This window comes from Micromonospora orduensis (assembly GCF_006228125.1).
GTDB lineage: Bacteria > Actinomycetota > Actinomycetes > Mycobacteriales > Micromonosporaceae > Micromonospora > Micromonospora orduensis.
Genome location: NZ_VDFY01000179.1, coordinates 16,092 through 43,087, shown reverse-complemented (window position 1 = coordinate 43,087; position 26,996 = coordinate 16,092). Strand labels below are relative to the sequence as shown.

Genomic DNA, 26,996 nt, shown 5'->3' with positions numbered 1-26,996 from the left:
TTGCCGCTCCTGCTCAGGCGGGGTCGGCGTGCGATGCGGGGGGAGGCTGTAGGTGCAGGCGGGGGATCGCGTCGGTGACCGGTACGAGTTGACGTATCCGGTCGGTCGCGGAGGAATGGGCCAGGTCTGGGCCGGCTTCGACGAGCGACTCGACCGGCCGGTGGCGATCAAGTTTCTCCGACAGTTGGAGGTGCCGGAGGACGAGCGTGAGACGGCAGGCAAGCGCTTCCGGCGGGAGGCGAGAGCAACCGCCAGGCTCGACCATCCTGGCTTGCCGGCCGTGCACGACCTGGGCGTGCACGGTGAAGACCTCTTCCTCGTCATGCAGCTCGTGCCGGGGATCGTCCTCGCCGACCACATCGCCGAGCAGGAACGACTGCCTGTCGGCGAGGCGGTTTCCATTGCCGCGCAGGTCTGTTCGGTGCTGGCCGCCGCTCACGCCGCCTCTCTCGTGCACCGTGACCTGAAGCCCCAGAACCTCATGATCACCCCGTCGGGGGTGGTCAAGGTGCTCGATTTCGGTGTGGCGGCGCTGCTCGGCCCGGCCGGAGCATCTCGCCTGACCGCAACCGGGCGGACGCTCGGGACTCCCGCCTACATCGCACCCGAGCAGGCCCAGGGTGGCCCTGTCGGGCCTGCTGCCGATCTGTACGCCTTGGGCTGCATCCTCTTCGAGATGCTTGGCGGGAACCCTCCGTATGAGGCGGCAAACGCCCCGGACATGATGCGCCGTCATATCGATGCGCCCATTCCCATCATCACTGAGTATCGATCGGATGTTCCCGATGACCTGGCGCACCTCATCTACTGCCTGCTGGCCAAGGACCCAGCGGAAAGGCCCGCATCGGCTCGCGAGGTTCGTCAGCTACTGATGCCTTTCCTCGACGGCGGTGACTCTCTGGGGCTGGTGGCCGCCCGAACGGACAACCCCTTCTCCAACGCTGCGCCGCATACCGCCCCCGTGCCGGTTCCGCCGCAGAGATCCCCGCAGAACCTGGTGCAGTTGCGGGCGCAGGCAAGGGAACTCGCCGAGAACGAGCGTTTCCTGCAGGCAGCCGAGACGTTGGAGCGGGCCCTCCGCATGGTGCCGCAAGGTGGTGAGCGGCTGGCCACCGAGATCGTGGCGCTACGAGTGGACCTCGCGAACCTCTTGATGCTCGCAGGTGACTTCCGGCAGGCCCGTCGCGCGTTCCTGGCACTGGCCCGAGACCTCGATCAGTCGGACGAGGAGCAGGATCTTGTCGAGGAGTGCCGGCATCAGGCGATAGCCTGCCAGCTTGAAATGGGCGAATCTGCCGACGACATCGGTCCGTCTTCGATCCGTTAACTCACGTGGAAACAGTCTCTGTCTCTGGCCCGGCAAACCCTCCGGCCAAACGTGACAGCTCACGGTCGATCCAAGCCTCCGGGTATCCGCAAACCTCCACGTTCCACAGCGCAACACTGCATCAGCCGCTCCTGCAACTCGCATGGATTGCAGCAAAGAAAGTCAATCCACACTGGCGAAATCTCGGCCCGAAACATTGCGTCTCCGCTCCGGTCCATCGCAGGCTGATCCCAGCACGGCGGCCGGCCGGTCCCCCCCGAACGGCCGCCGTGCTTTCCCGAACAACCCTCGCTCAGCAATCGTGATGCCGTACCGCGGAGTGAAGCTGCGGTGTCAGGGCGGGGTGGGTCTGCCGCACCGGATGAGCGAGCAGGCCCGCCCTGCGCCAGGTCAGGAAGGCGGATAGACATGAACGCTCGTAACCAGCGATCAGCCCCAGTCGGCGGTGGTGCGACCTACCGCTCCGCCGCGTACACCAGCCTGTTGCCGTGGCAGGTGCGCGAGCGCCGCTTCCCGCCGACCGGGCTCGGACGTCGCGGCCTGAACCCCGACGACGTGTACGCCTTCCTCGACCGGGTCGCCATCGACATGGCCGCCGTCTACGCCGCTCTCGCCGAGAGCCGCCTCGAGACGGCCCGGATCAAGGCCGGCCTGCGTCGCCGGCAGGCCGACCAGGCCGGCGCCCGCAACGAGCGGGGCCAGACCAAATGAGCCAGCGGTACGTCATCCACCTGCCCGTCGTTGCCACCGATCTGCCCGCCGCCCAACGACTGGCCCGGGTCATCGGCCGGTGGATGCTGGTGCTGCCGATGGCGGACCCGGGGGAGACCACCGTCTCCGAAGAGGACCAGCAGTTCCTCCGCCACCGGGTCTTCTGCGACCTGCGGCTGCCTGGTGGCCGGCGCTGCCTCCTCCGTGACGGCCACGACGGCCCCTGCTCCCGTCGGCTGCGCCGCTGACACAACCGGACGATCCGGCACCTCAACTGCCCGTTGTGCCGAGTGCGCTGATGATCATCAGGCCGCTAGCGTGCGCAGCACGGGAGGTGGCGGGAATGGCCGATCGGCGTTGGGACGCCAGGTTCGAGGAGGAACATGTCGTCCTCCGGCGTTGGCGGTTGCTGCCGTGGCCGAAGCCCTATGTCAGGCGGATCCCGTTGGGCGCGATCCTCGATATCGGGTCACTCACCGCCGCCGACCAGGCGAGGCGGCACGCGCAACTCTCCGTTCGGGTCACGTCGGCACCAGACCCAGTCGAGGTCATCCCGGTCAGCTTCACACGGGAGCAGTGGAGGTTCGCCGGCTGGTTCGTGGGGGAACGTCGAGCGGGGGAACGGCGAGGCGCCCCGACCAAGCCGCCGCAACTCCGTGGGAAGGCGTCGTCAGGTCAGGTAGCCCTGTCCCGCCCGGCGGCCGACGTTGCGACCCTGTCGCGGCAACAGGCGCAGCTGGCGGCCGTCCTACGGGCCCACCTCGTGGCCAGGCAGGCCTCCACCACGCTAAGGGCCGGGCCGACAACGCCGGTGATGCGAGCCGGCGATGGCCGGAGGCCGGTGTGGCTGTGGCTTGAGAATGGGGAGATCCACGGGTCACTCGTCTCGGCCGGCAACGCCTCGCCGCGCAATCTGACCCCGGCCGACGTCGCTCATCTCCTGCTCGCTGACCCGTCCCGGGCGATGCCGGCGATTCGTGCGCTCACCGGCATCGCCGACAGCCAGCAAGCCTTAGCTCACCTGCGGAGTTGGCGGCGGCCGGACCGGGTCGTCGTCAACCTGAGCGCCTCCGACCTCGCCGGGAGGCGGGTGACGGAGGCCCAACAGAAGCCCGGCCGGAGCAACCCGGACGGCAGCGTGCGGACCGTGTCCGGTGGCCTTCCGAGTCTGAACAAGCGCCGACGTTGAGCACCAGCCACGGAGAGGCCGGCTCGCGCCGCGCCGACACCGTCGACCCTTCCGAGTGACGCCGGCGTCTCCGTCAACCCTCAAGCGGTGGGTGAGCCCAGGTTGACGCCGTCGAGCAGGTTGATCAGCTCGTCGTCGCGGGTCACCTCGTAGCCGCGTTCCCGCAGTTCCGCAACCAGCTCGGCCTCACAGTCGACAGGAACATCGAGGTACTCACCGTTGTGAACAGTGAGGACGAGTTTGGCGTACCGGTCCCGCAGGTCCTGCGGCAGGACGTCGAGCGCGCGCGTCGTGACCATCGGGGGCCAGTACCCTTCCACGACCGCGCCCACCTCAGTGATGTGGAAGGGCTCGTCGTCACCGTACCCGTCCTCCGGCTCGTAGCAGTCGGGGCCGGCGGGGTGCGACAGGTGGGTCATCTGAACCTGTCGCGCCTCGCCCCACGTTCGCGCGGCGGCGAGGGCCCGGATCTCCGCGGCCTCCTCGGTCGCGGTGCCGGCGTCGGCGAAGGCGAGGCAGTCGTGATTGGTGGCGTGGCCGTAGACCAGGTGCTGGTGGTGCGTCGTCATGGCGCACATCCTGCCCCAGGGGACGCCCACCAAGATCAGCCTACCGTCCGGGCCCTCTCCACCGGTCGGGTGACCGCTAGGCTGACCATTCCCGGCCTCGCCACCCTCCTGATTCGCCCGATCGGGATGAGGCACGGTCACCCCCGGTTCCGACACGCTGTCGAGGTACCAGGGCGCTGCGCGACAACCAGTTGGGGATCACGAGCGAGCTCAACGAGCGGGAACGCCAGGAATCCTTCTTTCGCCGCCGGGAACCCAGGGGCCAGCCAGTTCGAACACGTCGTGCCGCCATCAGGCAAGACGAACCGAATCGAAACGCGACGCATTGAGGTCAGGGGCGCACCTAACAGGCGGTTCGACGGCGATCGGGCCGGAGAGGAGAATCAGGTGGAATACGAGGATTTCATCAACGCAGTGGCCACGCGGGCGAAGGTGTCGACCGATCAGGCGGCGACGCTCACCAGCGCGACGTTGCAGACATTGGCAGATCGGATCAGCGCCGGCCAGGCTGAGGACCTTGCCTATCAGCTTCCCGACGGGCTCGACGATCACCTGCGCAAACCGCCACCGCTCCGAAGGCAGGAACATGCCCAGCCGTTCGGGCTCGACGAGTTCGTGCGGCGGGTGGCGGACCACCCGGCCATCGACCGTACGCTCGCCGGTCCCGGCGTCCGCGCGGTCCTCACCACGTTGCGTGAGGCTGTTACCCGGGACGAGTTCGAGGACGCGCTGGCCCAGCTGCCGAAGGAGTTCCGGCAGGTGATCGAGCCGGCGAGTGCCGGTAGCCGGCAGCGCCCCGGGTAGCACGCACGGACCCCGCGACGCACCCCAACCGGACCGGAAGGAGAACTGGTGGGAAGCGGGCGCGAACGCCGGCGGCGGAGGCGGCGAACGTCGTCGGAGCCACGCTGACGACCTTGGCGGAAGGGGTCAGTGGTGGCGAGGCGCGGCACCTGGCCACCCAGGTCCCCGAGGAGTTGCGGGGTTACCTGCACAAGGACGTGGACTTCACCGAACGGATCGACCTCGCGGAGTTCCTCAATGAGGTAGGCGACCCGGTGCAGGTGGGCCTCCGCCACGCCTGGGAGTGGTTGAGTCGCCCCCGCTGAACCTGGCGGGTAGTCCACACCAGGTGAACGCATGGTCGGCCCGTCGAGGCAGGCGCGGTTGCCGACGACAGACTGCTCCCGCCGCCTACGTCGCTGATCCGTCGGCTACGGCTGCCTGCGGTGCGGTGAGTGTCCTCGGCCGGGGGGTGAGGTGGAAGGTGTCCGTCAGCGGCAGCGCAGCCGTCGTACGGGCGGGGTCCTCTCCACCGGCCGGGTGACCGCTAGGCTGGCCCTCCACGGTCTCCCCACCTGGAGAAATGCCCATGTCCGACAGCGTCTTCGCGCAGTTCACCGCCGACGACGACCAGCTCGAAGTCGGGCTGCTCGTGCAGCCGGCGATCAACGCCGCCCTGGTGCACAACCGGGTGCCGCTGGTCCGTCATCTCACGCTGACCAACTGCGGCCCGGTGCCGTTGACCGACGTGACGCTGACGCTGGAACTGAGAGGCCCGGACGGCGCGCTGACCGAGCCGTGGTCGCGCACGCTGAGCGCGCCGTTGCGGCCCGGCGCGAGCACGAGCTGGGACGACTTCCGCGACTTCACGCCCGACCGGGTGCTGCTGTACCGCACCGACGAGGCGTTCCCGGTCGACTACACCCTCCGGGTGCAGGCGCAGGAGGAGATACTGCGGCTGGTCGCCCCGTCGAGGGTGCTGGCGCACAACGAGTGGTTCAACAGCCCCGCCCTGTACGACAGCCTGGCGGCCTTCGTGCAGCCGAACACCCGGGCGGTGGAGGCGGTCCTGCGGGCGGCTGCCCAGATCCTGCTCGCGCGCACGGGCTCCGGCTCGTTACAGGGCTACCAGGAGGGCTCGGAGCGGGCTGCGCTGATCGCGGGTGCGGTGTACGAGGCGCTGCGCCAACTGGAGATCACCTACCAGACCCTGCCGGCGTCGTTCGAGAACACCGGCCAGAAGGTACGGACGACAGCTGCGGTGCTCGACGGCCGACTCGGCAACTGCCTCGACCTGGCGGTCACGTACGCCGCGTGCCTGGAGGCGGCGGGCCTGCACCCGCTCATCTTCATCAGCGAGGGGCACGCCTTCGGCGGCTTCCTGCTGGAGGAGGAGCGGTTGGGTTCGGCCGCGGTGACCGAGCGCAACCTGCTGATCTCGATGGTGGACTCCGGCCGGGCGGTGCCGGTGGAGTTGACACGTATCGGTCCGGGCGCGCGGTCGGCCGCCTTCACCGAGGCGGTACGGGTGGGACTCGGCCACTTCCGCGGCGACGGTGAGCGCGTCCAGGGTCTCGTCGATGTGCACCTGGCTCACCGCTCGGGCATCCGACCGCTGCCGTCAACCGACGAACCGACCACCACCGCGCTCGTCGAGGAGCCGACCGCAGCCACCGGGGAGTCCATCGAGCTTCCGGACGGTGTCGCCGCCGCGAAGCTGCGTCAGCTCGCCGACGACGGCGACGAGGTGACGCAGCAGTCCGACGGCTCGCCGGCCCGGATCCAGCAGTGGAAGAAGTCGCTGCTCGACCTGAGCCTGCGCAACCCGCTGCTCAACCTGCCCAAGCGTGGTCGTGGCCTGGATCTGCACGTTCCGGCGGGCGCGCTGGCCCTGCTCGACGACCTCATCCATGACGGCCGTCAGGTGCAGGTCATCCCGCAGGACGACATCAGCCACGTCCACGAGCTGGCCGGGGCACGCCGTGCGCAGGACCTCGACGCCGAGATCCTGACCCGTGAACTGCGCACCGACCGGCGCGTCTACGGCGCGGTCACCGAGGCCCGCTACAAGACGGCGATGCGGGCGCTGCAGCGCGAGGCGCGCACGATGGAGCAGGAGACCGGCAGCAACTACCTCTACCTGACCATCGGCACCCTGGTGCACACCAAGACGACCGGGGGAGAGGCGTACGCGCCGCTGTTCCTCCTGCCGGTGCGCATCGAGGGCGGCACCGGCCGTCGCCCGTACGCGATGGTCATCGACGGCACCGAGGTCGCCAGCCCGAACCACTGCCTGGTCGAGTGGTTACGGGTCAAGCACGGCGTCCGGATCACCGAGCTGGAGCGGCCGGTCCTCGACGAGCACGGCATCGACATCGCCAAGACCCTCGCGGCGATCAACACGGGCCTGGTCGACAACCGGCTCAACTACCGCATCGACGAGACCGCCAGCCTGCGACTGTTGCAGTTCTCCACCTTCCAGATGTGGCGGGACCTCACCGACCACTGGCCCCGGTTCATGGAGAACCCGGTCGTCCGGCACCTGGTCGAGTCGTCCGGCGCCACCTTCGACGATCCGGCCCGTCCCGACGACGCCGAGGTGATGGTCGACGAGGCCGAGCTGCATCTGCCGATTCCCGCCGATGGGTCGCAGATGCAGGCCATCGTGCGTGCCGAGCGGGGCCACTCCTTCGTCCTGGAGGGTCCGCCCGGCACCGGCAAGTCGCAGACCATCACCAACATGATCGCCCGGTCGGTCAGCGCCGGCCGGTCGGTGCTGTTCGTCGCCGAGAAGCAGGCCGCGTTGGAGGTGGTGAAGCGCCGCCTCAAGCAGATCGGCCTCGGTCCGTTCGCCCTCGACCTGCACGGGCGCAAGCAGTCGCTCAACGCCATCCGCCAGCAGCTGCGTGACGCCCTCGACCAGCACGACCAGGGCGGCGACGGCGGGTGGACGGCCGTCGAGACGGCGTACCGGACGCGGCTCGCCCCGCTGACCGAGTACCCGGCACAGGTGCACACCACCAACCCCGTCGGAATGTCACTCTGGTCGGCCTACGAGCAGACCCTGGCGTACGGGGACGGCCCGGTCGCCCCGATCCCGTCGAGCTATCTGCACGCGCCAGCCGAGGCACGCGCGCAGGTCGAGACGGCCCTGCGGGAGTTCCCGGCGGCCGCACGGTCGGCGCGGCTGCGGGCCGCGCACCCGTGGGCGCTGAGCGGCTGCCGCACCCTCGACGGGCTGCACGCCGCCGCGCTCACCGAGATCGCCGCCGACCTCGAACGCCTCCGTGCCGACCTCGCCGCCCACCCGCAGCTGGTGGACCTGCTGCGGACGCTGCCAGCCCCGGCGACCGTCAGCGAGGTGCAGGCCGGGGCCTGGCTCGCCGTACGCGGACTGCTGCCGGACCGGGAGACCACCCTGCGCGCCGGCGACCGCCGGTGGGACGAGGCGGTGGCCCGGCTCCAGGCGGACCTGGCGGCGTTCCGTCAGGGGTTCGCCGATGAGCTGGCCACCTTCCGGCCGGACGTGTTCGCCAACCCGGAACTGACCGCCTGGCACGCCGAGGCGCAGGAGGCGGCCAAGAAGCTGTTCGGAAAGCGTAAGCGTCGGCAGGCCGTCGTGGACCGGTTGGCGGTGCACCTGGTCGCCGGCGCGGCGCTCGACGTCGACCGGGTGGAGGTCACCACCGGTCGGCTGGTGGCGGCGCAGGCGCAGGCGGCCTCGCTCCACCAGCAGCTTGTCGCGGTGGGCGGGGTGTGGCTGCCGCGGTGGCAGCCCACGGACCCCGCCGCGCAGGAGCGGCTGGCGGGGGCGGTCGAGGCGACCCGGGCCGGGCGGACTCTCCTGGCCCGGCACCCACAGGCCTGGGAGCTGTTCCACAACGGGTTCACCGATGTCGGCGCGGGCCTTCTCGACCGGGTCGCCTCACGGTGGCGGGCCTGGTGCGGGGTCCTGCGGTCGGCCGGGCCGGAGCTGACCCTGTGGGCCACCGGTTCGCACTGGGTGGACGCGTGGCAGCGCGACGGCAGTGCCTGGTTGCACGAGTTGCGGGCCGAGGAGCTGTTCCCGCTGCGCCGCTGGGCGACCGTCCTGACGCACGCCGACACGCTGGCCTCGGCCGGCCTCACCGACTACCGCGACCAGTTGCTGCGCGCTGAGGTGAACGCGCAGCTCGCCGAGGAGGTCTACCGGCGGGGAGTCGCGACGGCGTCCCTCGCCGAGCGGGTACGGGCCGGCGGCCTGCAGTACTTCGACCCGGAGTTGCACGACGACGAGATCAACCAGTTCGAGGCGGCCGCCGGTGAGCTGCGGTCCGCGCTGCCGACGCAGCTGCCGGCGGTGCTGGTCCGCCGACGCCCCTTCAGCCCGACCGACCGGCGGGGCCGCTTCGCGGACTTCGCCGCCGAGCTTCGCCGCAAGCGGGGTGGGCGATCCTTCCGGGAGCTGTTCGAGCAGTACCCGGACGCCGTGCTGGCGCTGACCCCGTGCGTGCTGGTCAGCCCCGCGTCGGCGGCGAACTTCCTGGCACCGGGGAGCCAACGCTTCGACCTCGTCATCTTCGACGAGGCGTCGCAGATCCGCGTGGCCGAGGCGATCGGCGCGATGGGTCGGGGCAGCGCCGTGGTGGTCGTCGGCGACTCCCGGCAGATGCCGCCGAGCAGCATCATGCAGGCCAGCCACAGCGTCGACGAGGTCGACGAGGGCGACGGCCCGGTGCCGGAGGACCTGGAGAGCATCCTCAGCGAGGCCGTCGAATCGGGGCTGCCGCAGCGCTGGCTCTCCTGGCACTACCGCAGCCACGACGAGTCACTCATCGCCTTCTCCAACCGCTACTACTACGACAACAAACTCTCCAGCCTCCCGTCGCCCGGCGCCGCCAGCTCGGCCGGCGTCACCTGGCGGCGCGTCGACGGCCAGTACGACCGGGGCGGCTCGCGGACCAACGAGGTCGAGGCGCGGGCGATCCTCGCGGACATCACCCGCCGGCTGCACGACCCGGCCACCGGCACCCGGTCGATCGGGGTGGTCACCTTCAACATCCAGCAGCGGGACCTCATCCTCAACCTGCTGGAGGAGAGCAGCGATCCGATCATCCGCGAACACCTCTCCGGGGCCGTCCCGGAGCCGATCTTCGTGAAGAACCTGGAGAACGTGCAGGGCGACGAGCGGGACGTGGTCCTCTTCTCCCTCGCCTTCTCCACCAACCCGGAGACCGGCCAGCTACCGCTGAACTTCGGTCCGCTCAGCCAGGCCGGCGGCGAACGACGGCTCAACGTCGCCATCACCCGCGCCCGCCGCCAGGTCGTCCTCTACTCGTCGTTCGACCCGTCGGACATCGACCTGTCCCGGACCTCCGCGCTTGGCACCCAGCACCTGCGGGCGTACTGCGAGATGGCCGCGGCCGGCGTGGACCGTCTCGGTGACCTGGCGGCCGGCCAGGCCGAACGGCGCAGCCGGATCCGCGACGAGGTGGCGGCGGCGCTGCGCCAGCGTGGCAACGAGGTCCGTACCTCGCACGGCCTCTCCGACTTCACCGTGGACATCGCCGTCCGTACGCCGGGAACACCCCGGTGGCAGGTGGCCGTCATGCTCGACGGTCCGGACTGGAGTGCCCGCCCGACGGTTGCCGACCGGGACTCCGCGCCCGCGCTGCTCCGGTCGATCATGGGCTGGTCGGAGGTGGTGCGGTTCTGGCTGCCGGCGTGGATCCATGACCGGTCGGCGCTGCTCGACCGGGTCGACGAAGCGCTCACCCGAGCTGCGGCCACCACGTCCGTCGAGCCGGAGCCTGAGCCCGTGGGGAATGCGGCGCCGCACAGCGTCGTCGTGCTGCCGCAGCAACGCATCGCGACCGGCACCGAGCCGGCACCGGCCGAGATGCCGCAGTCGCGTCTCGCGGCCGACGACGAACCCCGCCCGAGTGCGTCACCGCCACCCGTCACCGGACTCACGTCGGCGTCCGCACCGCCTCCGGTGACAGTCGCGGCGGCGACAGCGCCCAGCGCCATCACCCCGAGTCCGTTCATTCCGTACGTCCCGACGCCGCTCGGCGACCAGGCCGACCTCGACCTGCTCGCCACCGACCAGCGCGTCCGCGATCTGATGCGGACCGCGCTCCGCGAGATCATCGAGGCCGAAGGCCCCGTCGAGCAGCACCGCCTCGCGCGCCTGACCCTCGCCCGGTTCGGCTTCCTGCGCACACGCGAGGACCGGCGCGCCGCCGTCCTCGCCCTCGTCGACTCCCGCCGGCTGTACGCGCACCCCACCCTGGGTCGGTACGCGTGGCCCGACGGCGCTGACCCGCAGACGTACCGCGCGTACCGGGTCATCCAGGCCAGCAACGACCGGGCGTTCGAGGAGGTGCCGCCCGAGGAGGTCGCCAACGCCCTCGTGCACGTGCTGCAGGACGTACGGAGCATGGACGAGGAGCGGCTGCTGCGTGCCGGCCTGGAACGCCTCGGCTACCGTCGCCGTACCGAGAAGATCGACAAGCTCCTCCGGTACGGCCTGCACGTGGCACTGACCAGCGGCCGCCTCCGATACGACCAGGAGGGACGGCTCACCCTGGCGCGTCAGGACGGTTAGCCGGCGCCGTTGGTGCGCTGGATGAGGTGCTGGACCCACTTGTCGAACTTGCTGCTGGCTCCGCCGAGCAGGCCGGTCAGGTCCTGTTCGGTCACCACCCCACGGTCGGTCAGCGACATGATGAGGCTGCGCAGCCGCCGGTGGTCGTCCGCCTCGGAGGGTTCGACGGGGGCGGCGGTGCCCATGTGCCGTTGCAGGTCCTGGAGGATGTCCATCATCTGCGGCAGGGTCTCGATGACCTGCGACAGGCCCGTCTCGTGCGGGCTCGACGAGCCGCGCAGGTCCTGCAGGGTGAGGGCGACCGACATCGGGGTGACGATGTCGGCGTCGTCGGTTATCGAGTCGATGGCCCGGCCCAGCTGCTCCTTGGCGGCGTGCACGCTGCGCAAATTTCTGTGGTCGACCAGGATCGTGCGCATCCCCTGCACGTCGAAGGGGAGCTGCTGGTCCTTCGCCATCAGCTGCACGAACGGTTTACGCAGTGCGTGCCGCACGGCCAGCTCGTAGAAGACGTTCGCGTTCTGGTCGGTGAGGTCCGCGATGACCAGGTCGTTCTGGATGATCCGGTCGAGCACCTGTGAGGTGATCAGCCCGGCGCGTTCGATCTCGTCACCCCGGATCGCCTGGAATCCGCGGGCCTCGACCACCGGACGGATGACGTATTCGAGGATCTGGTCGCTGCGCTCGCGGATCTCGGAGCCCTCGGGGCCGATCGGTGCGATGACGAAGCATTCGCGGCGGGTGGGCTGCCCGTTAGCGTCCCCCATGGCGCCCAGCGTAGAGGAGATCGGCAAGCCTCGCTGTCACGCCGGCCGTGCCCCAGCCCGCTCCCGGTCCCAGTGGGCGCGGTGCGCGGCGAGCAGCCGCCCGGCGTCGGCCGCCGCGTCGGGCTCCACGGGCTCCCGCGCCCACCGGTCGAGGACCGGTGTCATGCCGTCGACGAGGCGCCGACCGACGGCGGTCAGGCGTGGCTGCGCGGCCAGCACCCGCAGGGTCTCTCCCACGGCCCGGGTCCACCTGACGAACTCGACCTCGGCGTGCTGGCGGGCCGCCGGGTCGCGTTCGACGAGCCGTTGCCGGCGCCAGAAGCCGGCCACCCCCAGGTGGGCGTACGCGCCGTGCAGGAGGCCCTCCAGCGGGCGGGGGTCGGGTCGCCACGGCGCGTAGAACGACTCGTCGGGGCCGGGCTCCACGAGCGGGAACAGGTCGGTCAGCGCGGCCAGCTTCAGGTGTTGGATCTCGTGGGCGAGGGTGACCGCCGCCGAGCGGGAGTCCGGTGGGAGGGACATCGCCACCGCGCCGAAGCCGTGGTGAAACGTGCCGCTGCGGACCCCGGCCCGGGGTGGGCTGAGCGGCACGAGCGTCCGCAGCGCCACGGACACCTCCTCGGCGACCGCCCGGTGCTCGTCGGCTAGCAGGCGCCACGCCCCGCGCAGCCGGTGCTGCCAGCGGCCGGGGTCGCGGACGGAATCGGCGAACGGATGAGCGCCGACCCCGAGCGCCACCGGCACGTGCCGCCACGTGCCGGTGTCCAGCAGCAGCCGCAGTGTGAGCCCGCCACGGGCGGCCCGCAGCTCCGGGTAGGGTCGCCAGCGGTGGTCGGGCGTGTGGTCGTACCCGATCTCGATTCGCTCCCCGGCGCAGCGCACCTCCGCGCGCCCGCCGGCGCAGCGCACGCGGGCGCGGGCCGCCGTGGGGTCGACCCGCAGGGTGCCCAGGCCGGGCAGGTCCAGCCGGCCCGGCGTGGCCGGGTCGAGCGGCACGTCCAGGTCGGCGTCCGCGCGGGCCCGCACCGCGGCGGCGGCGGCGACCGCCGCGAGCAGACCGGGGTACGCCGCGGCGTGTTCGCCCCGGCTCAGCAGCGACGCGGTGCCGAAGGCCCAGGCGGCCACCGGCGGATGGCCCCACGCCGCCTGGCGCTCGCCCCTGTCCAGGCCACCGACCAGCCGGTACGCGGCCTCGACGGCTGCCCGGTCCGGATGGTCGACCCGGTGGGTGAGGACGACAAGCGCCCGGATCAGCAGCAGGTTCTTGCTGTGCTGGGCGGAGCGCAGCACCTCGACGGCGGTCGGCCCGCCCCCGCCCGTGGCGAGGGCGTCCAGGACGGCCCGGGGCAGCCGGTGCCCGGCCGGTGTCACCGGGACACCGCCCGCAGTGCCGTCACGTCCCGGCGCAGGATGCGGCGGATGTGGCCGATGAGCCGGTACAGGTCGGCGCAGTACACCGAAGGGTTGTCGAAGCCGCTGCCGGCGCGCCACCGGTGGGTGTAGAGACCGCCGCCGCAGACCCGGTGCAGGTCGCAGGCCCGGCACTGCGCGCAGAGCCCCGCCACCCCGGCCTGCTGGGCCCGGACGCCTGGTTGCTCCAGGGCGGCGTCGAAGGTGTCCCGGTCGACGTGCAGGCCGGTGTCGCCGGCACCGGCGTGGGCGGCGCCGAGCGTGTCGTCCATCTCGATCGCCCCGTCGGTCTCCACCACCGCCACCGCGACCGGGCTGACGCCCACCCCGGCCAGGCGGGAGGACCCGCCGAGCAGGAGCTGGATGATCTCGTCGAAGAGCCGGACCCGGGTCCGTTGCCCGCCGTCGGAATACCACTCGTCGAAGACGGCGATCAGCCAGTCCGCGTACCGGGCCTGCCGTGGATCGGCGGGGCGACCGGCGGGCGGCGTCGACCAGGTGCCGTGCGGCAGCAGGAAGTCCACCACCGGCGGGCGGTGGACCAGCAGGCTGCGGTAGGTGGAGACCGGATCGTTGCGCAGGTCGACGGTGCACAGCAGACCGTTGAACAACCGGCGGTACGACCCGGTCAGCCGCAGCAGCGCGGCCTCGACCCGGTCGTGGCTGCCCCGGCCGTCCGGCCCCCGCCGGTGCCGATCGTGTGCCGCGCGGTCCCCGTCGAGGCTCACGCTGACCCCCACGTCGAGCCGGTCGAACAGGCGCAGGAACGCGTCGTCCAGGCGGACGCCGTTGGTCTGCACGGTCATCCGCGCGGGAACCGGGGCGGCGCCACGCCGCAGCAGCTCGACGGCTCGCTCGACACCGGCCACCCCGGCCAGTAGCGGCTCACCGCCGTGCAGGACCACGCTCACCCCGCGCAGCCGGTGCCGGCGGGCATGGTCGCCGATGCGCTCACCGGTGCGGGCGAGGGTCGCCGCCGACATCGTCCGCGGTCGGGAACGCCAACGCTGGTCGGCCATCGTGTACACGTAGCAGTGGTCGCAGGCCAGGTCGCAGCGGCTGTGCAGCTTCACCACGAACTGTCGAAAGGGCATCGGGGACCCGGGTGGCGCGGAGCGGGCCGCCGTGCCGAGTCCCGGCCGGTGGCCGCCAACGGGTCCGGGCATCAGACGCTCCGCCGTCCTGTCGGTCGCCGGTCGGGCCACCTACCAGAGTGGAGCATACATCGACAGGCGGCGTTCCGGGTGCCGCCGCTGACCGGCCGGCGGCGGGGTGGACCCGTCCTACCTGGTCCGGCCGCCGTCCGGGTGTCCGCCGGTGCGGCGGCGCACGGTTATCATGAGCACACTCAGCGGATCTGGCGACCGGTCAATGTCTGGCCCGGCGGTGGGACCGACCGGGCGGCGCGACACGAAGACAGGCGGTGGTCGGGGATGGACGCCGGAGAGGACGACCTCCGCTCGGAGTTGATCGACCTGACCGAACTGGACCTTGCCGAACTGGACGCCCTGCCCAACGGTGTCCTCGTCGCCGCGCTGGGGCGGCTCGACCGCCGTGCCGCCGCCGGTGACCAGTACGCAGGCTTCGAGAGCGCCCTCGATGGCGACGACTGACCCCACGGGCGCCGCGGTGACGCCGGCGACCCGCACCACCGCCCGGGCCGGGGGAGACCGATGAAGATGAGCAGGGATGCGACAGCTGGTGTCGCCACGATCGTCTCGTTCGTGTCGCCCGCCGACGACACCGGCCGCAGCAGCGCGGTGGCCAACGTCGCCTGGATCCTCGCCGGCAACGGCAAGAAGGTGCTCGCCGTCGACTGGTGCCCGAAGACCCCCCGGGTGTACGACTTCCTGCGCCCCGTGCAGGTGGACGCCGTCGCGGCGGCCCGCACGCTCGGCGACGACCTCGCCGCCGTGCTCACCCCCGCGCCGGACGCCCCGCCGGTGTCGCCCTCGACGGTGATCGCGCCGGTCGCGCCCGAACAGGGCACCCTCTACCGGTACGCGGTGTCCGGCTCGACGGCCACGTTCAGCATGGTCGGTCTCGGCGCCGCCACCGACGGGCTGCCCACCGGGGACGCCGCCCGGATCCGGCAACTGCTCCAGCAGGCCGACTACGACTACGTCCTCATCGACGCCCCGGTGGACCTGAGCGCGCCGGGGATCACCCACAGCGCGGTGCTCAGCGACGTCGCGGTGGTCTGCATGCCACCTCGTCGGCTGTCCGTGCAGCACGCGGCGGGGCTCGCCAGGGAGTTGCAGCAACGGGCCACCGGCGGGATCCGGGTGCTCGCCGCGCCGACCCTGCACGAGGTCCCCGACCCCGGGCACGGTGGGTCCCGGGACTACGTCCGGCAGGCCTTCGCCTGGCTGCTGGAGGAGGAGGCGGCCGACGACGCCCAGGGCCCCGCGCCGACGGGGATCCTGGAGGTGCCGGCGCACAACTACGACACGTTCGACGACGTGCTGTCCGTGCTCGCCGACGACCCGAAGGACGCGAACAGCCCGCTGAGGGCGTACGAGCGGATCACGGAGTGGATCACCGGGGGTGAGGTCACCCGGGCGGCGCCGGTGCCGGACGCGATCCGTGGGCGTTACCGGCACGCGGTCCTGCTGGAGCCTGCGGAGACCCTCGGCGACATCGCCGTGGCGTACGACCCGGTCGACCGGCCCTGGGCGGACTGGATCGGCGGGCAGTTGCGCCGTGCCGGGGTCCGGTCCCACCTGCGGGCGGTACGCCCCGGCGCGCAGCCCGGCCTCGGGCCGGGCAGCACGGTGCTGGCGGTCCTGTCGCCGGATCTCGCCGAGACGGGCCTGTCCGGGCTGCGTCCGGACGCCGCCGATGCGTCGGCGGAGGTGCTCGGGGTGCTGGTGGCCGGCGAGGCGTGGCGGGAGACGTCGGGCCCCGAGCGGGTCGTCGACCTGCGCGGGGCCGACGCGGTCCGGGCGCAGTCGTTGCTGTTGAGCCAGCTCGGCCTGATCGCTCCCGCGCAACCCGCCGGCGGCCTGCGCAACGTGCCGCGCTTTCCGGCGGACCCCGATCGGCGGGTGCGGTTCAACGTGCCTCCCCGCAACCCGTCGTTCGTCGGCCGCGACGACTATCTGGAGCGCTTGCGCGACCACCTCACCAGCGAGGACGGCCCGGTGACCCTCACCGGCGGGGCGGGGGTCGGCAAGAGCGAGCTGGCCCGCGAGTTCGCCCACCGGTTCGCCTACGACTACGACGTGGTCTGGTGGATCCCCGCGCAGGACCGGGAGACCGTGCAGACCGGCCTCGGCGCGCTCGCCGACGAGATCAAGGCGGTGGACAGCACCGGGGCGGCGGAGGCCGCGTTGAAGGCGCTCGTCGCGCCCGACGGCGCCTTCCAACGCTGGCTGCTGATCTACGACAACGCCGACGACGCGGACGTGCTGACCGGTCTTTGGCCGCACGAGGGCGTGGGGCACGTCCTGATCACCTCGCGGGACGACGGCTCGTCCGGGCTGCCCTCCCCACTGGAGGTCGCCGCCCTGACCGGCGACGAGAGCGTGGCGATGCTGCGCCGGGTGCTCGGCATCAGCACCGAGGACGCCCGGTCGATCGCGGTGGCGCTGGAGCACCTGCCGCTGGCCCTGCGCCTGGCGACGGCCTGGATGCGGCAGCGCGCCCTGGTGTTGGAGCGCGGCGGGGTGCCCAGCCTGGAGGCGGTGGGCCAGAGTGTCCGGGAGCTGCTGACCGCGCTGGAACGGCGGTCCGACGAGGAACTCGGGGAGAGCATTCCCGGGTCGCACACCTCAAGCGTGGCGAGGGTCCTGCGGATCACCCTGGAGGCGCTGCGTGCGACCCCCTTCGGGGAGCTGGCCATCCGGCTGGCCGAGCTGAGCGCCTTCCTCTCCCCGGAGGGCATCGGGCTGCCGCTGCTGCGGTCCACCTCGATGCTCACCCAGCTCGCCGCGGCGTCCGGCCGGGACGCGGACGAGCTGCTGCTCGACGCCGGCGAGGTGGACCTCGTCCTCACGGTCGGCGCCCGCTTCGCGCTCTACGACGTCGACTGGGGGCACGGGTCGGCGCTGCGGATGCACCGGGCCATCCAGGTGCTGCTGCGGGGCGCCATCCCGGAGCCGGAGCGGTACGAGCGGCACCGGCAGGTCCTGCGGGGCCTCGCCGGCTACGCCCCGACCGATCCGGAGGCCGACGACAGCCGCTACGCCGGCGTCTTCGAGGAGTTGCAGCAGCACCTGATTCCCTCCGGCGCGCTGGAGTCCGACGACCGACAGGTCCGGCACTGGGTCGTCAAACAGGTCCGCCACCTGTACCTGTCGAACGACAGCGACGCCTGGCGCTCGGCGCTGCAGCTGGCAGCGGCGACCTGCGAGCGGTGGGCCGGCGGCGACGAGATGGACCAGCTGACGATGCGGCTGTTCGTCCAGACCGCGAACCTGCACCGGGCGCTGGGCGACCACCAGGAGGCGTTGCGACTCGACGAGCTGGTGCTCAGCGAGCAGCGCCGCCGCTACGGCCTGCGCCACTTCCGTACCCTGGTCGCCGGCCGCGGTCGCGGCGGTGACCTGCGCGGCCTCGGCCGGTTCGAGGACGCCCTGGTCGAGGACCAGGCCACCTTCGAGGGTTTTCGCGGTCTGGTCGGCGACGACCACCCGAACACCCGGATGGCGGTGAACAACCTCGGCATCTCGTTCCTGCTCACCGGTGACGCCCGCGAGGCCCTGCGGCTGGCCCGTCAGGAACGGGATCGCCGGATGCTGCTGTTCGGCCCGGAGGACCCGCGGACCTGGCGGGCGTCGTGTCAGGTCGGTACGTGCGAGCGGGAGGTCGGCGAGTACGACAGGTCGCTGGCGACCCTGCGCGAGGCGCTCGCGCGCATCCACGGGCTGCCCACCGGCAGCCTCCTCGACGAGTTGCGGGTCAACCGCAGCCTCGCCGTCACCGAGCGCCGTCTCGGCCTGACCATCCCGGCCAAGAAGCGCAGCGCCGAGACGTACAGCGGCTATGTCAAGAACCTGGGCGAGGACCACCCGCTGACCCGGGGCAGCCTGCTCAGCCTGGCGGCCGACTACTACCGGGCCGGCGACGCCGGGATCGCCGTGAAGAGCGCGATGCGCTGCCTGCGCGGCTACGATCGGAAGCTGGCGCAGGGCCACCCCTTCACGGCGGTCTGCTCGGTCAACCTCGGCCTGTTCCAGCGCGGCCTGCGGGAGTTCGACCAGGCCGTCGGGTACGGCGATCGCGGCCTGCGCTCGCTGCGGGCGAAGCTCGGCGACGCGCACCCGTGGACGCTGGCGGCGACGACCGCCCAGGCCGGCCACCTGGCCGCACGCGGCGACCTGGACACCGCGCTGACGATGCAGGAGGAGGCGCACGCGACCGCCCTGGGCTACCTCGGTCGCGCCCACCCGGTCACCCGGGACGCCGCCGCCAACCTCGCGGCGATCGGCGCGCTACGTAACGGCACCCCTGGTGTCGCCGCGCTGACCGACGCCGACATCGACGTGCCGCAGAGCTGAGGGAGTGAGCAGGTGACGGATCCGGAGTTGCACGACGCCCTGGTCGAGGAGACGGCCGAGCAGGACGTCCCGGGCTTTCTGAAGAAGCGCGACCTCTGCCGGGCGTTGCTGCTCAGCGGCTGCGGTGTCTACCACGTCGCCCACTACACGAGCGGGGTGCTCGACTTCGCGCTGGACCTGCTCGACCACCCGTCGGTGCCGTCGCCGGACGAGGAGGAGCCGTCGCAGCGCCGCGAGGCGTACCGCCGGGTCGGGGCGCAACTGGTCTACCGGGTCAGCGAGTTGCACCGCCGGCTGGGGGAGTTGCACACCGGAGCGCTGATCCGGACGGTCGTGCAGACCCGCACGGGTCTCGTCTTCTGCAACTCGGTGGTCGGCAACGAGCACATCGTCGGATTCGCCGCCGTCCCCGAGGCGGACACCGGGCCGGTGGCCGACCCGGGCCGGGTCAGCATCGTCGACCAGGCCGCCGCGCACCTGGCCAGCGACCTGCGCCGGCTCCTGCGGCAGCGGTCGCAGAACCCGGGCGGCTGGGAGGCGGACACCGACGGTGAGGCGACATCGCCCACCACGACCGAGGAGTTCCGCCCCCACCGGAGCGGGGCGCCGTCGCCGGACGGGACGCTCACGGCGTTGCGCCCGCAGGGCCTGCACTACCTGAGCCACCACCGGATGGGTGAGCAGGAGTGGGCCGTGGACATCCTCGACCACCCCGACCTGGACCCGTTCTTCAACCGGGGCATCTCGGTGGCCGATCGGCGGGACCGCTACCACCGCCTCGCCGGCGACCTGTCGCTGCTGGCCCTTCAGGTGGGGCGGGACCTGCGTCGGGCCGTGGTCGGGAACGTCACCCGGCTGGTGCTCGACGTGGAGATGGGCGCGGTCTACTACTACCGGCTCTCCCCGGACGACTACCTGGTCGGTGTGACCCTCGGCCAGGACTCGGTCGCCCGCGCCGACGAGGACCTGGCGGCGGTGGCGCGACGGTTCACGGCGTCGGCCTGAATTGTCGCGGGGATTCACGTGGTTCGCGATTGAGGTGGTTGGCCGGCGCCGATATCCTCAGCTCGGATCAACCAGGTTCGACGCGTCGGTTGGGTGGCCGTGACCGTACTGGCGAGATCAGCGGCCGTGGTCGCCGCCGCCCTGGCCGGCTTGGTCGTGGCCTGGGCCGGCGACGTGGACGGGCTCGAACGCGCCCCCGCGTACCTGCTGCTCGCCTCGGTCCTGCTGGCGGTGGGCCTGGTCGGCAGCACCCGCGACATCAGCCTCGCCGAGGTACGCACCCACCTGGGCACCGTGCTGCTGGCCGTCACCGTCGGCGTGGTCGCCAAGGCCGCGCTCATCGCCGGGGTGATGATGCTGGCCTTCCGCGACCCCGCGTTCCTGGTCCTCGGCGTGGCCGTCGCCCAGATCGACCCGCTCGCCGTGGCCGCGATGAGCCGCCCGGACCGCACCTCCGCGCGGGCCCGATCCATCCTGTCCATCTGGGCGTCCTTCGACGACCCCATCACCGTGCTGCTCACCGTCTACGTCTCCGCGTTCGCCCTGGACCTCAGCGGCGGCGACGGCGGCGCGCTCGCCGGCGCGATCAGCGACCGGCCCCTGGACCTGCTGATCGACCTGTTCGCCAACGTCGGCTTCGCCGTGGGCGCCTGGCTGCTGTGGCGACTGCTGCGCGCCGCCGGCCTGCGCGAGGACGCGCACCGCCCCCGGCTCCGTACGGCGCTCAACTGGCTGGCGGTGGCGCTGCTGATCGCGCTGGTCCTCCTCGCCGCCTGGCAGTTCCTCATGCTCGGCCTGGCGATCGCCGGGCTCTTCTTCCGCCCCCGCCTCGGCCCCGTCGTCGGCCGGTCCACCCAGGCGGCGTACCTGGTCGCCACCTTCCTGCTGGGACTGCTGCTGGTGAACGGCGTCGACCTCGTGCCCGGTGTGGTGCTCGGGCTGGCGGCGGTGGCGGCGCAACTTGTGGTGTCGGTGCCGATCACCCGTGGCCTGCCCGCGACCGACCGGCGCTATCTCGCCTGGGGGCAGCAGAACGGCATCACCGCGGTGATCCTCGCCCTCGTCCTGGAACGGGACTTCCCCGGCACGGTGGGGATCGTGGCGACGGCCATCGTGGTCGTCAACGTCATCCACGCCCTGGCCACGGCGGTGCTCGACAGGCGTCGACCCGGCGGCCCCGGCGACACCGCGCCCCGACCGGACGCCGACCCGACCCCGCTCGGCGCTCAGCCGGCCAGCAGCAGCTGACGGACCCGACCGCCCAGCCCGTCGAAGACCGACCGCGCCTGTGACCAGGTACGCGAGCGATCGACCGGATCCGCGCCGTCCTCGCCACCGGCGCCGGCGGCGGCCAGCCCGCTCAGGGTGTCCAACTGGAACAGCGGCAGGTACTCGGCGATCCCGTCGTACGTCTCGCAGAGCAGATCCAACCGTTCCAGGTCCGTCGGTTGGGGATCGGCGCGGTGGCCGTCGTACCACTGCTCCACGCCCTCGCGGAACGCCTCGATGAGGCGGCGCAGGACCACCGACGTGCCGACCGCCCGCTGCACGTCCCGCGAGCGCAGCAGCGACCGTAGGGCCTGGCCGCCGTCGGCGCCGCCGACGGTCGCCACGCGGTGCGGGGCGAACGCGTCCCGCAGGCGGCGCTCGAAACCGGTGAGCTGATCCAGGGCGTCGATGGCCTCGACGAACATCCGTGCGACCCGCCCCGGCAGCGGCGGCGTCGCCCCCGCCTCCGGCTGGTGCTGCCGTACGACGCCGAGCAGGCCGGCCGGACGCAGCTCGCCCCGGATCTCGTCGAGCTGGTACGACAGGTGCTCGATGGAGCGCTGGGTGTTGCTCTGCTGCCGGTGGATCCGTTCGACGCGCTGGCGTACCGAGGTCAGCGCGTCCGCGCCGATCGCCTGCTCCAGCCGGCGCATCAGGGCCTTGACGCTGCCCGACAGGTCCTCGGCGAAGGACTGCGGGTCGTGCACGATCGGCTCGACGCTGAACGTGCCGGCGAGTTCCGCGGCGAACTCCGCGGGCAGGTGGCCGACGACGACGAGGATCACCTCGCTGTCCGGGACGGCCGCCCGGATCGCGACGACCCTCCGGTGCAGATCGTCGACCTCCTCCGCCTTGAGGATCGACTCGCTGAGCAGCACGCAGCAGCCCGCGTTGCGTTCCTCCAGGGGTATCCAGAAGTCGACCGGCAGGTCACGCATCGACCCGATCAGATGGTCCCGCTGGTACGACCAGCCGTCCTGGGTGAGCACCCGCCGCACGTCGGCGGCGACGTCCTGCCGGCTGGCCAGGTCGAACTGGACCCGCACGACCTCGCGGACCATGACGTGGGTGACGGGTGTGCCGGCCTGGGCGGCGCGCTGGAACAGGTGGTAGCAGAGCCGGATCACCCGCCGGGGCACCCCGTCGGCGAGGTTGGCCAGGTATTCGGTGGTCTCCACGGTGAACGGCGCGAGCCGGGCCTGGCCGAACGCCCGGAGCTGGGTCTGCCGGATGAACGTGCGCACGTCCTCGCCGGTGAGCGCGGACATCCGGACGATCGGCCCGATCCGCTGGCGTACCTCGGTGCTGAGCAGGTGCAGCATGTCGGGCAGCCCGGCGATCACCAGCAGGGCCCCGGCGGAGGTGAACACGCCGAGCAGCCGTTGCAGGCGGGCCATCGTCTCCGGGCCGGGCCGGCCACCCGCGGTGAGGATCTTGTCGAGCTCGTCGAGGACCAGGACGAAGCGGTCGTGCCGTCGACCGTGCAGCAGGGCCAGTACGCCCATCGCCTCGACGGCGGTGGCCTCCACGTCCGTACTGGGGGTGACGCCGGCGGCGACGAGCGCCGGGCCCGGCGGGTGACCCGACAGCCAGTCCCAGGCGGCGGCCTCGGTGCTCGGGTCGAGCAGCATCGCCAACGCGGTGCCGAACGCCGGGTCGGTGGTGACCTCCGCGAGATCCGCGCGGAGCCGCTGGACGAGCTGATCGGCCGAGGGGTCGGGCGGGTAGCCGGTCAGCAGCTCACGGACCGCGTCCCGGGACAGTCGGGTCAGGAACCGGCGGTGCAGTGACAGGAAGGTGTCGCCCGGCGCGTCCAGGTAGATGGCCTGCCCGGCGGCTCCGGTGACCCGCCGTGCGTGGGCCAGCAGTTCGACCGCGAGGTGGGTCTTGCCGGTGCCGTAGTCACCGACGAGGGCGACCACGGCGCCGTCACCGGTGCGGAGGTAGTCGTCGAGCTGGTCGGTGGCGTCGCGGACGGCGGCGGTGACCACCGTGCTCCCGCCGGTGCCCTGTTCCGTCACCCGGGCCACGGCCGTCGGGGAGAAGGGATTGACCGGGCCTGCCGCCGGTGGACCTTCGACTGCGTCCATCTCCGTGATCCTCCGGTAGCTCCGGCCTGGGCGCCAGGTGTCGGGGGACCCGAGGCCGACCCGTTTCTGCGCCCCTCCGGCCCGTCTTGCAATCGTAACCCTCGGTGGCGAGTCAGGGGGACCGGTACGCATCCGCCGAGTGCGTCGTTCACCTGGGAAAAGAGCCGATCAGCCGGGGTGCCGATGGTCCGGTCGGATCGACTGCGTCGAATACGATGCGAGGTGGCCCGGTCCCGTGGATCGCGGCGTCGCGCGGACGAGGGAGTTGGTCGATGACGGGTCCGGTCCCCGGCGCGTACCGCCCGGCCGGGAGGGCACTGCGGATGGTCTTCGCGGTGATCGGCCTGCTCGCGCTGGTGCTGGGCTACGTGGGCTTCGACCGGCTGCTGCGGGCCGAGCCGGGCAGCGGCTACGACCTGTACGACGTCGTCTACTACGACATCCAGCTGTTCGTGCTCGGCGCGGAGCCGTTGCAGGATCCCGGCCCGTACCCGTGGCAGTTGCAGGTCGCCCGGTTCGCGGCTCCGCTGTTCACCCTGCTCGCGGTGGTGGAGGCCAGCCGGTTGCTGCTGGCCGCCGAGATCCGCCGGTTGCGCGCCCGGCGGGCTCGCGGGCACGCGGTGGTCTGCGGCGACTCCCAGTTCGCCCACATGCTCGCCGACCGGCTGTTCAGCGAGGGCGAGCGGGTGGTCGTCGTGCGGGCCGAACCGTTCGGGCCGCTGGAGTACCGGCGGCGCCGCTACCTGGGGGTCACCGGCGACCCGACGAGCCCCGAGGTGCTGCGCGGCGCCGGTCTGCCGCACGCCCACACGGTCTACGCCTGCACGGACGACGACGACCGCAACCACGCCATCGCCAACGCGGCGAGCCGGTTGATCCAGGACCGGCGGCAACCGGCCCGGGTCTACGTGCAGGTCCACGACCCGGAGATGTGCCTGTCGTTGCAGGCCCGACGGTTGGGCGCGGCCGGTTCGAGCCGGCTGCGGCTGGACTACTTCCACGTCGACGACGTCGCCGCCCGGGCCCTGCACCGGCACCACCCCCTGCCCACCCCGACGGGTCGACCGGTCCGGATCCTCATCGCCGGCCAGGGCAGCTTCCGCCGTGCCGCCCTGGTGGCCAGCGCCCGACACTGGCAGCTGCGCCAGGCCGAGGCGCCGCCCGGTCGGCCCGTGCCGCCGCTGCGCGTCGACCTGGTGGCGCCGGACGCCACAGTCGAACTCGAGCTGGCGACCGCCCGGCACCCCTTCCTGCCCGCCGCCTGCCAGGTCCGGCCGTACGACCTGGACCTCGACGGTCTGGTCGGGTCGGGGATGCTGCGCGGTGGCTACGACCGGCTCTACGTCTGCGCGGTGGACGAACGCAACGGCCTGCAGTTGGCGTTGGACACCCCGGCTCTGTGGCAACGGGCGGAGAGCACCGTCTTCGTACCCGTGTACCGGCAGGCGGCGCTCGCCGCCGCGTTCCACGGTGACCGGCGGCACGATCTGCTCGACGAGGTGCACGGCCGGCTCCAGCTCTACCCGGTGCTGACCCGGGCCTGTGACGCCCAGTTGATCGCCGAGGACCTCACCGAACGGCTGGCCCGGCAGATCCACGACAAGTACCTCCAGTCGCAGGCGAAGGCCGGTGTGCGCCGGGGTTCGGCGCCCGCCATGGTGGACTGGGCTCGGCTTCCCGAGTCGTTGCGCCGGGCCAACCGGGCCCACGTGCAGGACATCGCCGCGAAGCTGCTGAGCCTCGGTTGTGTGGTGGCGCCCCGGCACGGCACCACCGCCGGTACGGCGGATCCGGGCGCCAGCCGGGCGATCGACGACCGGATCGACGAGCTGGCCCGGTTGGAGCACGAGCGGTGGTGCCGGGAACGGCGGGGGGAGGGCTGGGTGTACGGCGAGCCGCGCGACGACGTCCGCCGCCGGCATCCGACGCTGCGGCCCTGGGACGAGCTGCCACCGGACGTCCAGGAGATGAACCGCAACGAGATCCGGGCGCTGCCGGAGGTGTTGTCCGATGCCGGCTTCGAGATGATCCGGCTGACCGCCGAGGGCGCCGATCCCACCGGCCCGCCGGCGCCGCCCCGGCAGACCGGCGCCGCGGGTGAGTCCCCGCGTGCCTCCGGCGGCGCGTCGGGGGAGATGATCGGCGGATGACGCTGGACCCTCGGCCGGTCCGGGTGGGGATCACCGGGCACATCAACCTGACCCCCGTCACCGAACGGCTCGTGTACGACGCGCTGCGTACCGAGCTGCGCCGGATCAGCGAACGGCCGGTGCGGGGCGTCACCTGTCTGGCCGCGGGCGCCGACCAGGTCTTCGCGCGGGCGGTGCTGGCCACCGGCGGCGTGTACGAGGTGGTCCTGCCGGCGCCGGACTACCGTGAGCGGGCGATCCCGGTGGCTGGCCGGGCCGCCTTCGACGAGCTGCTCGGCGGGGCGGTCGAGGTCGTCCACACCGGATTCCGGCACTCCGGCACGGCGGCGTACGTGGCCGCGAACCGGGAGCTGCTGCGTCGGGTGCAGCGTCTGGTGGCCGTCTGGGACGGGGAACGCGGCTGCCACGAGGCGGCGACCGACCGTACCGTGGGCTGGGCGCGGCAGCGCGACATCCCGACGACGGTCCTGTGGCCGCCAGGGGCGCGCCGGACGGACACGGCGGGCTGAGACCCCGTGGTCTACGCCCTGTACGCGCTGGGCGTGGTCATCGGGCTGCTGGTCTTCGGCCGGCTCTCGGACCAGATCGGCCGTCGTCCGGTCATCCTGACCGCGCTGGTCCTCTCCGTCGCAGCCGACACCGTCTTCCTGTTCGCCGTGGACCTCGCGATGATCATCGTGGGTCGGGTGCTCGCCGGCCTCTCGGCCGCGCTGGTCATCGGAGCGGCGACCGCCGCCCTGGCCGAGCTGATCGACAGGCGGCACCCGAAACGTGCCGCCACCGTCTCGATCTTCGCGAACCTGGGTGGTCTCGCCGCCGGCACGCTGCTGGCCGGAGTCGTGTCGGACGTGGCACCCGAGCCGCTGCGGCTGCCCTGGGCCATCGTGCTGATCCTCGCGGTGCTCGCGATCGTCGCGCTGCGCGGCGTACCGGAGACGGTGCGGGAGCGTTCCCCGGTGACGATCCGGGTGCAGCGGCTCTCCGTACCGGCGAACATTCGCGGTGACTTCGTCCGGTCGGCGATCACCGGCGGTGCGGGCTTCGCGGCGCTCGGAGTGCTCACGTCGGTGACCGGGTTGTTCCTCGGGATGGTCCTGCACGAGACCTCGCACACACTGGCCGCGCTTGTGGTCTTCCTGGCCTTCATCGGCGCGGCCTTCGGTCAGCTCCTGACCCGCGTGCTGTCGTCGCGCGCCGCGCTGGCGTACGCCTGCGTCGGTCTGGTCGTGGGGGCCGCGCTGCTCGGGTTCAGCATGTGGATGGCGGTACTGGCGACGCTCATGGTCAGCGCGGCGCTCACCGGGGTCGCCGCCGGGGTGGCCGTCGGCGACGGCATCGCGACGATCACCATGAGGACAGCGCCGCAGCACCAGGCCGAGGTGGTGTCGACCTTCTTCGCCATCCTCTTCGCCATGCTCGGCGTGCCCGCGGTCGGGGTGGGGCTGCTGATCCAGGCGACCGGTCTGCGTCCCGCCGGCGAGATCTTCAGCGGGGTGGTGGCGGTGCTCGCGCTGGGTGTCCTGTTCAGCCTGTCGCGGGGCGGCCGGACCCGGTCCCCGGGCTGATCGCGGGTCGGGATCGTCCGGAGCGCGGAGGTCTTGCGGCGGTCATCGTATACAACATACGCTCCCCGAATCGC

At 72.1% G+C, this 26,996-nt stretch carries 18 protein-coding genes and 1 pseudogene; 14 read left to right on the top strand and 5 right to left on the bottom strand.

Annotated features, from left to right (window positions below):
• Positions 1 to 52 precede the first annotated feature (52 nt).
• The 4 genes from FHG89_RS19690 to FHG89_RS33870 all read left to right on the top strand — a co-directional run bounded on the left by FHG89_RS19690 (position 53) and on the right by FHG89_RS33870 (position 3,227).
• Positions 53 to 1,327, top strand: a complete 1,275-nt coding sequence (locus FHG89_RS19690) for a serine/threonine-protein kinase (protein WP_139585860.1) — start codon at positions 53 to 55, stop codon at positions 1,325 to 1,327.
• A 408-nt stretch (positions 1,328 to 1,735) separates the two neighbouring features.
• Positions 1,736 to 2,038, top strand: a complete 303-nt coding sequence (locus FHG89_RS19685; protein WP_139585859.1) for a DivIVA domain-containing protein — start codon at positions 1,736 to 1,738, stop codon at positions 2,036 to 2,038.
• On the top strand, positions 2,035 to 2,286 hold the full coding sequence (locus FHG89_RS19680) for a hypothetical protein (protein ID WP_139585858.1): 252 nt from the start codon (positions 2,035 to 2,037) through the stop codon (positions 2,284 to 2,286). Before FHG89_RS19685 ends, FHG89_RS19680 begins: the two co-directional genes overlap by 4 nt.
• Positions 2,287 to 2,381: 95 nt before the next feature.
• Positions 2,382 to 3,227 (top strand): hypothetical protein, encoded by an 846-nt coding sequence (locus tag FHG89_RS33870; protein WP_244295634.1) that lies wholly within the window; start codon positions 2,382 to 2,384, stop codon positions 3,225 to 3,227.
• 80 nt (positions 3,228 to 3,307) lie between these two features.
• Here the strand turns inward: FHG89_RS33870 and FHG89_RS19670 are convergent, their stop codons facing one another.
• Entirely contained in the window at positions 3,308 to 3,796 is a 489-nt protein-coding gene (locus FHG89_RS19670; RefSeq protein WP_139585857.1) for a hypothetical protein, read from the bottom strand.
• Between the two features lie 387 nt (positions 3,797 to 4,183).
• On the opposite strand from FHG89_RS19670, the gene FHG89_RS33035 reads away from it, so the two are divergent.
• The 3 genes and pseudogenes from FHG89_RS33035 to FHG89_RS19655 all read left to right on the top strand — a co-directional run bounded on the left by FHG89_RS33035 (position 4,184) and on the right by FHG89_RS19655 (position 11,165).
• Positions 4,184 to 4,600 carry a DUF2267 domain-containing protein gene (locus tag FHG89_RS33035; protein ID WP_167517471.1) on the top strand — a complete coding sequence of 139 codons (417 nt, stop codon included), beginning with the start codon at positions 4,184 to 4,186 and terminating at the stop codon, positions 4,598 to 4,600.
• Positions 4,601 to 4,668: 68 nt separating this feature from the next.
• A pseudogene (locus FHG89_RS19660) lies at positions 4,669 to 4,905 on the top strand (DUF2267 domain-containing protein); the annotation flags it as partial.
• 263 nt (positions 4,906 to 5,168) lie between these two features.
• Positions 5,169 to 11,165 (top strand): DUF4011 domain-containing protein, encoded by a 5,997-nt coding sequence (locus tag FHG89_RS19655; protein WP_139585854.1) that lies wholly within the window; start codon positions 5,169 to 5,171, stop codon positions 11,163 to 11,165.
• Here the strand turns inward: FHG89_RS19655 and FHG89_RS19650 are convergent.
• The 3 genes from FHG89_RS19650 to FHG89_RS19640 are packed head-to-tail and all read right to left on the bottom strand — an operon-like array spanning position 11,162 to position 14,436.
• Positions 11,162 to 11,932 carry a hypothetical protein gene (locus FHG89_RS19650; RefSeq protein ID WP_139585853.1) on the bottom strand — a complete coding sequence of 257 codons (771 nt, stop codon included), beginning with the start codon at positions 11,930 to 11,932 and terminating at the stop codon, positions 11,162 to 11,164. The two genes, FHG89_RS19655 and FHG89_RS19650, sit on opposite strands and share 4 nt — an antisense overlap.
• Before the next feature lie 36 nt (positions 11,933 to 11,968).
• The gene (locus FHG89_RS19645; protein WP_167517470.1) at positions 11,969 to 13,303 is read right to left on the bottom strand and encodes an HEXXH motif domain-containing protein; all 1,335 of its coding nucleotides are present in this window, start codon (positions 13,301 to 13,303) and stop codon (positions 11,969 to 11,971) included.
• Positions 13,300 to 14,436, bottom strand: coding sequence for an FxsB family cyclophane-forming radical SAM/SPASM peptide maturase (locus FHG89_RS19640; protein WP_244295631.1), 1,137 nt, complete (start codon positions 14,434 to 14,436; stop codon positions 13,300 to 13,302). The genes FHG89_RS19645 and FHG89_RS19640 overlap by 4 nt, the downstream gene beginning before the upstream one ends.
• Positions 14,437 to 14,775: 339 nt before the next feature.
• On the opposite strand from FHG89_RS19640, the gene fxsA reads away from it, so the two are divergent.
• The 4 genes from fxsA to FHG89_RS19620 all read left to right on the top strand — a co-directional run bounded on the left by fxsA (position 14,776) and on the right by FHG89_RS19620 (position 21,096).
• Entirely contained in the window at positions 14,776 to 14,955 is a 180-nt protein-coding gene (gene fxsA, locus FHG89_RS19635; RefSeq protein WP_139585850.1) for an FxSxx-COOH cyclophane-containing RiPP peptide, read from the top strand.
• Between the two features lie 66 nt (positions 14,956 to 15,021).
• Positions 15,022 to 18,843 carry an FxSxx-COOH system tetratricopeptide repeat protein gene (fxsT, locus tag FHG89_RS19630; protein WP_139585849.1) on the top strand — a complete coding sequence of 1,274 codons (3,822 nt, stop codon included), beginning with the start codon at positions 15,022 to 15,024 and terminating at the stop codon, positions 18,841 to 18,843.
• A gap of 12 nt (positions 18,844 to 18,855) precedes the next feature.
• On the top strand, positions 18,856 to 19,848 hold the full coding sequence (locus FHG89_RS19625; RefSeq protein ID WP_139585848.1) for a hypothetical protein: 993 nt from the start codon (positions 18,856 to 18,858) through the stop codon (positions 19,846 to 19,848).
• Positions 19,849 to 19,947: 99 nt separating this feature from the next.
• Positions 19,948 to 21,096, top strand: a complete 1,149-nt coding sequence (locus FHG89_RS19620) for a cation:proton antiporter (RefSeq protein WP_139585847.1) — start codon at positions 19,948 to 19,950, stop codon at positions 21,094 to 21,096.
• On the opposite strand, the gene FHG89_RS19615 is transcribed toward FHG89_RS19620, so the two are convergent.
• Positions 21,075 to 23,207 carry an AAA family ATPase gene (locus FHG89_RS19615; protein ID WP_167517469.1) on the bottom strand — a complete coding sequence of 711 codons (2,133 nt, stop codon included), beginning with the start codon at positions 23,205 to 23,207 and terminating at the stop codon, positions 21,075 to 21,077. The genes FHG89_RS19620 and FHG89_RS19615 overlap by 22 nt on opposite strands.
• 272 nt (positions 23,208 to 23,479) lie before the next feature.
• Here FHG89_RS19615 and FHG89_RS19610 point away from each other — a divergent pair, with 272 nt between their 5' ends.
• From FHG89_RS19610 to FHG89_RS19600, 3 genes are read left to right on the top strand one after another with little or no spacing between them, the layout of a single operon-like run.
• Complete coding sequence (locus FHG89_RS19610; RefSeq protein ID WP_167517468.1) at positions 23,480 to 25,357, top strand: RyR domain-containing protein; 1,878 nt, start codon at positions 23,480 to 23,482, stop codon at positions 25,355 to 25,357.
• Positions 25,354 to 25,866 (top strand): hypothetical protein, encoded by a 513-nt coding sequence (locus tag FHG89_RS19605; protein ID WP_139585844.1) that lies wholly within the window; start codon positions 25,354 to 25,356, stop codon positions 25,864 to 25,866. The genes FHG89_RS19610 and FHG89_RS19605 overlap by 4 nt, the downstream gene beginning before the upstream one ends.
• A 6-nt stretch (positions 25,867 to 25,872) precedes the next feature.
• On the top strand, positions 25,873 to 26,922 hold the full coding sequence (locus tag FHG89_RS19600; RefSeq protein WP_139585843.1) for an MFS transporter: 1,050 nt from the start codon (positions 25,873 to 25,875) through the stop codon (positions 26,920 to 26,922).
• Positions 26,923 to 26,996 lie beyond the last annotated feature (74 nt).

Coding starts and splice junctions, on each gene's coding strand:
- FHG89_RS19610 (WP_167517468.1), top strand. CDS start 23,480: ATGACGGGTCCGGTCCCCGGCGCGTACCGCCCGGCCGGGAGGGCACTG.
- FHG89_RS33870 (WP_244295634.1), top strand. CDS start 2,382: ATGGCCGATCGGCGTTGGGACGCCAGGTTCGAGGAGGAACATGTCGTC.
- FHG89_RS19680 (WP_139585858.1), top strand. CDS start 2,035: ATGAGCCAGCGGTACGTCATCCACCTGCCCGTCGTTGCCACCGATCTG.
- FHG89_RS19605 (WP_139585844.1), top strand. CDS start 25,354: ATGACGCTGGACCCTCGGCCGGTCCGGGTGGGGATCACCGGGCACATC.
- FHG89_RS19655 (WP_139585854.1), top strand. CDS start 5,169: ATGTCCGACAGCGTCTTCGCGCAGTTCACCGCCGACGACGACCAGCTC.
- FHG89_RS19650 (WP_139585853.1), bottom strand. CDS start 11,932: ATGGGGGACGCTAACGGGCAGCCCACCCGCCGCGAATGCTTCGTCATC.
- fxsA (WP_139585850.1), top strand. CDS start 14,776: ATGGACGCCGGAGAGGACGACCTCCGCTCGGAGTTGATCGACCTGACC.
- FHG89_RS19685 (WP_139585859.1), top strand. CDS start 1,736: ATGAACGCTCGTAACCAGCGATCAGCCCCAGTCGGCGGTGGTGCGACC.
- fxsT (WP_139585849.1), top strand. CDS start 15,022: ATGAGCAGGGATGCGACAGCTGGTGTCGCCACGATCGTCTCGTTCGTG.
- FHG89_RS19640 (WP_244295631.1), bottom strand. CDS start 14,436: ATGCCCTTTCGACAGTTCGTGGTGAAGCTGCACAGCCGCTGCGACCTG.
- FHG89_RS19670 (WP_139585857.1), bottom strand. CDS start 3,796: ATGACGACGCACCACCAGCACCTGGTCTACGGCCACGCCACCAATCAC.
- FHG89_RS19615 (WP_167517469.1), bottom strand. CDS start 23,207: ATGGACGCAGTCGAAGGTCCACCGGCGGCAGGCCCGGTCAATCCCTTC.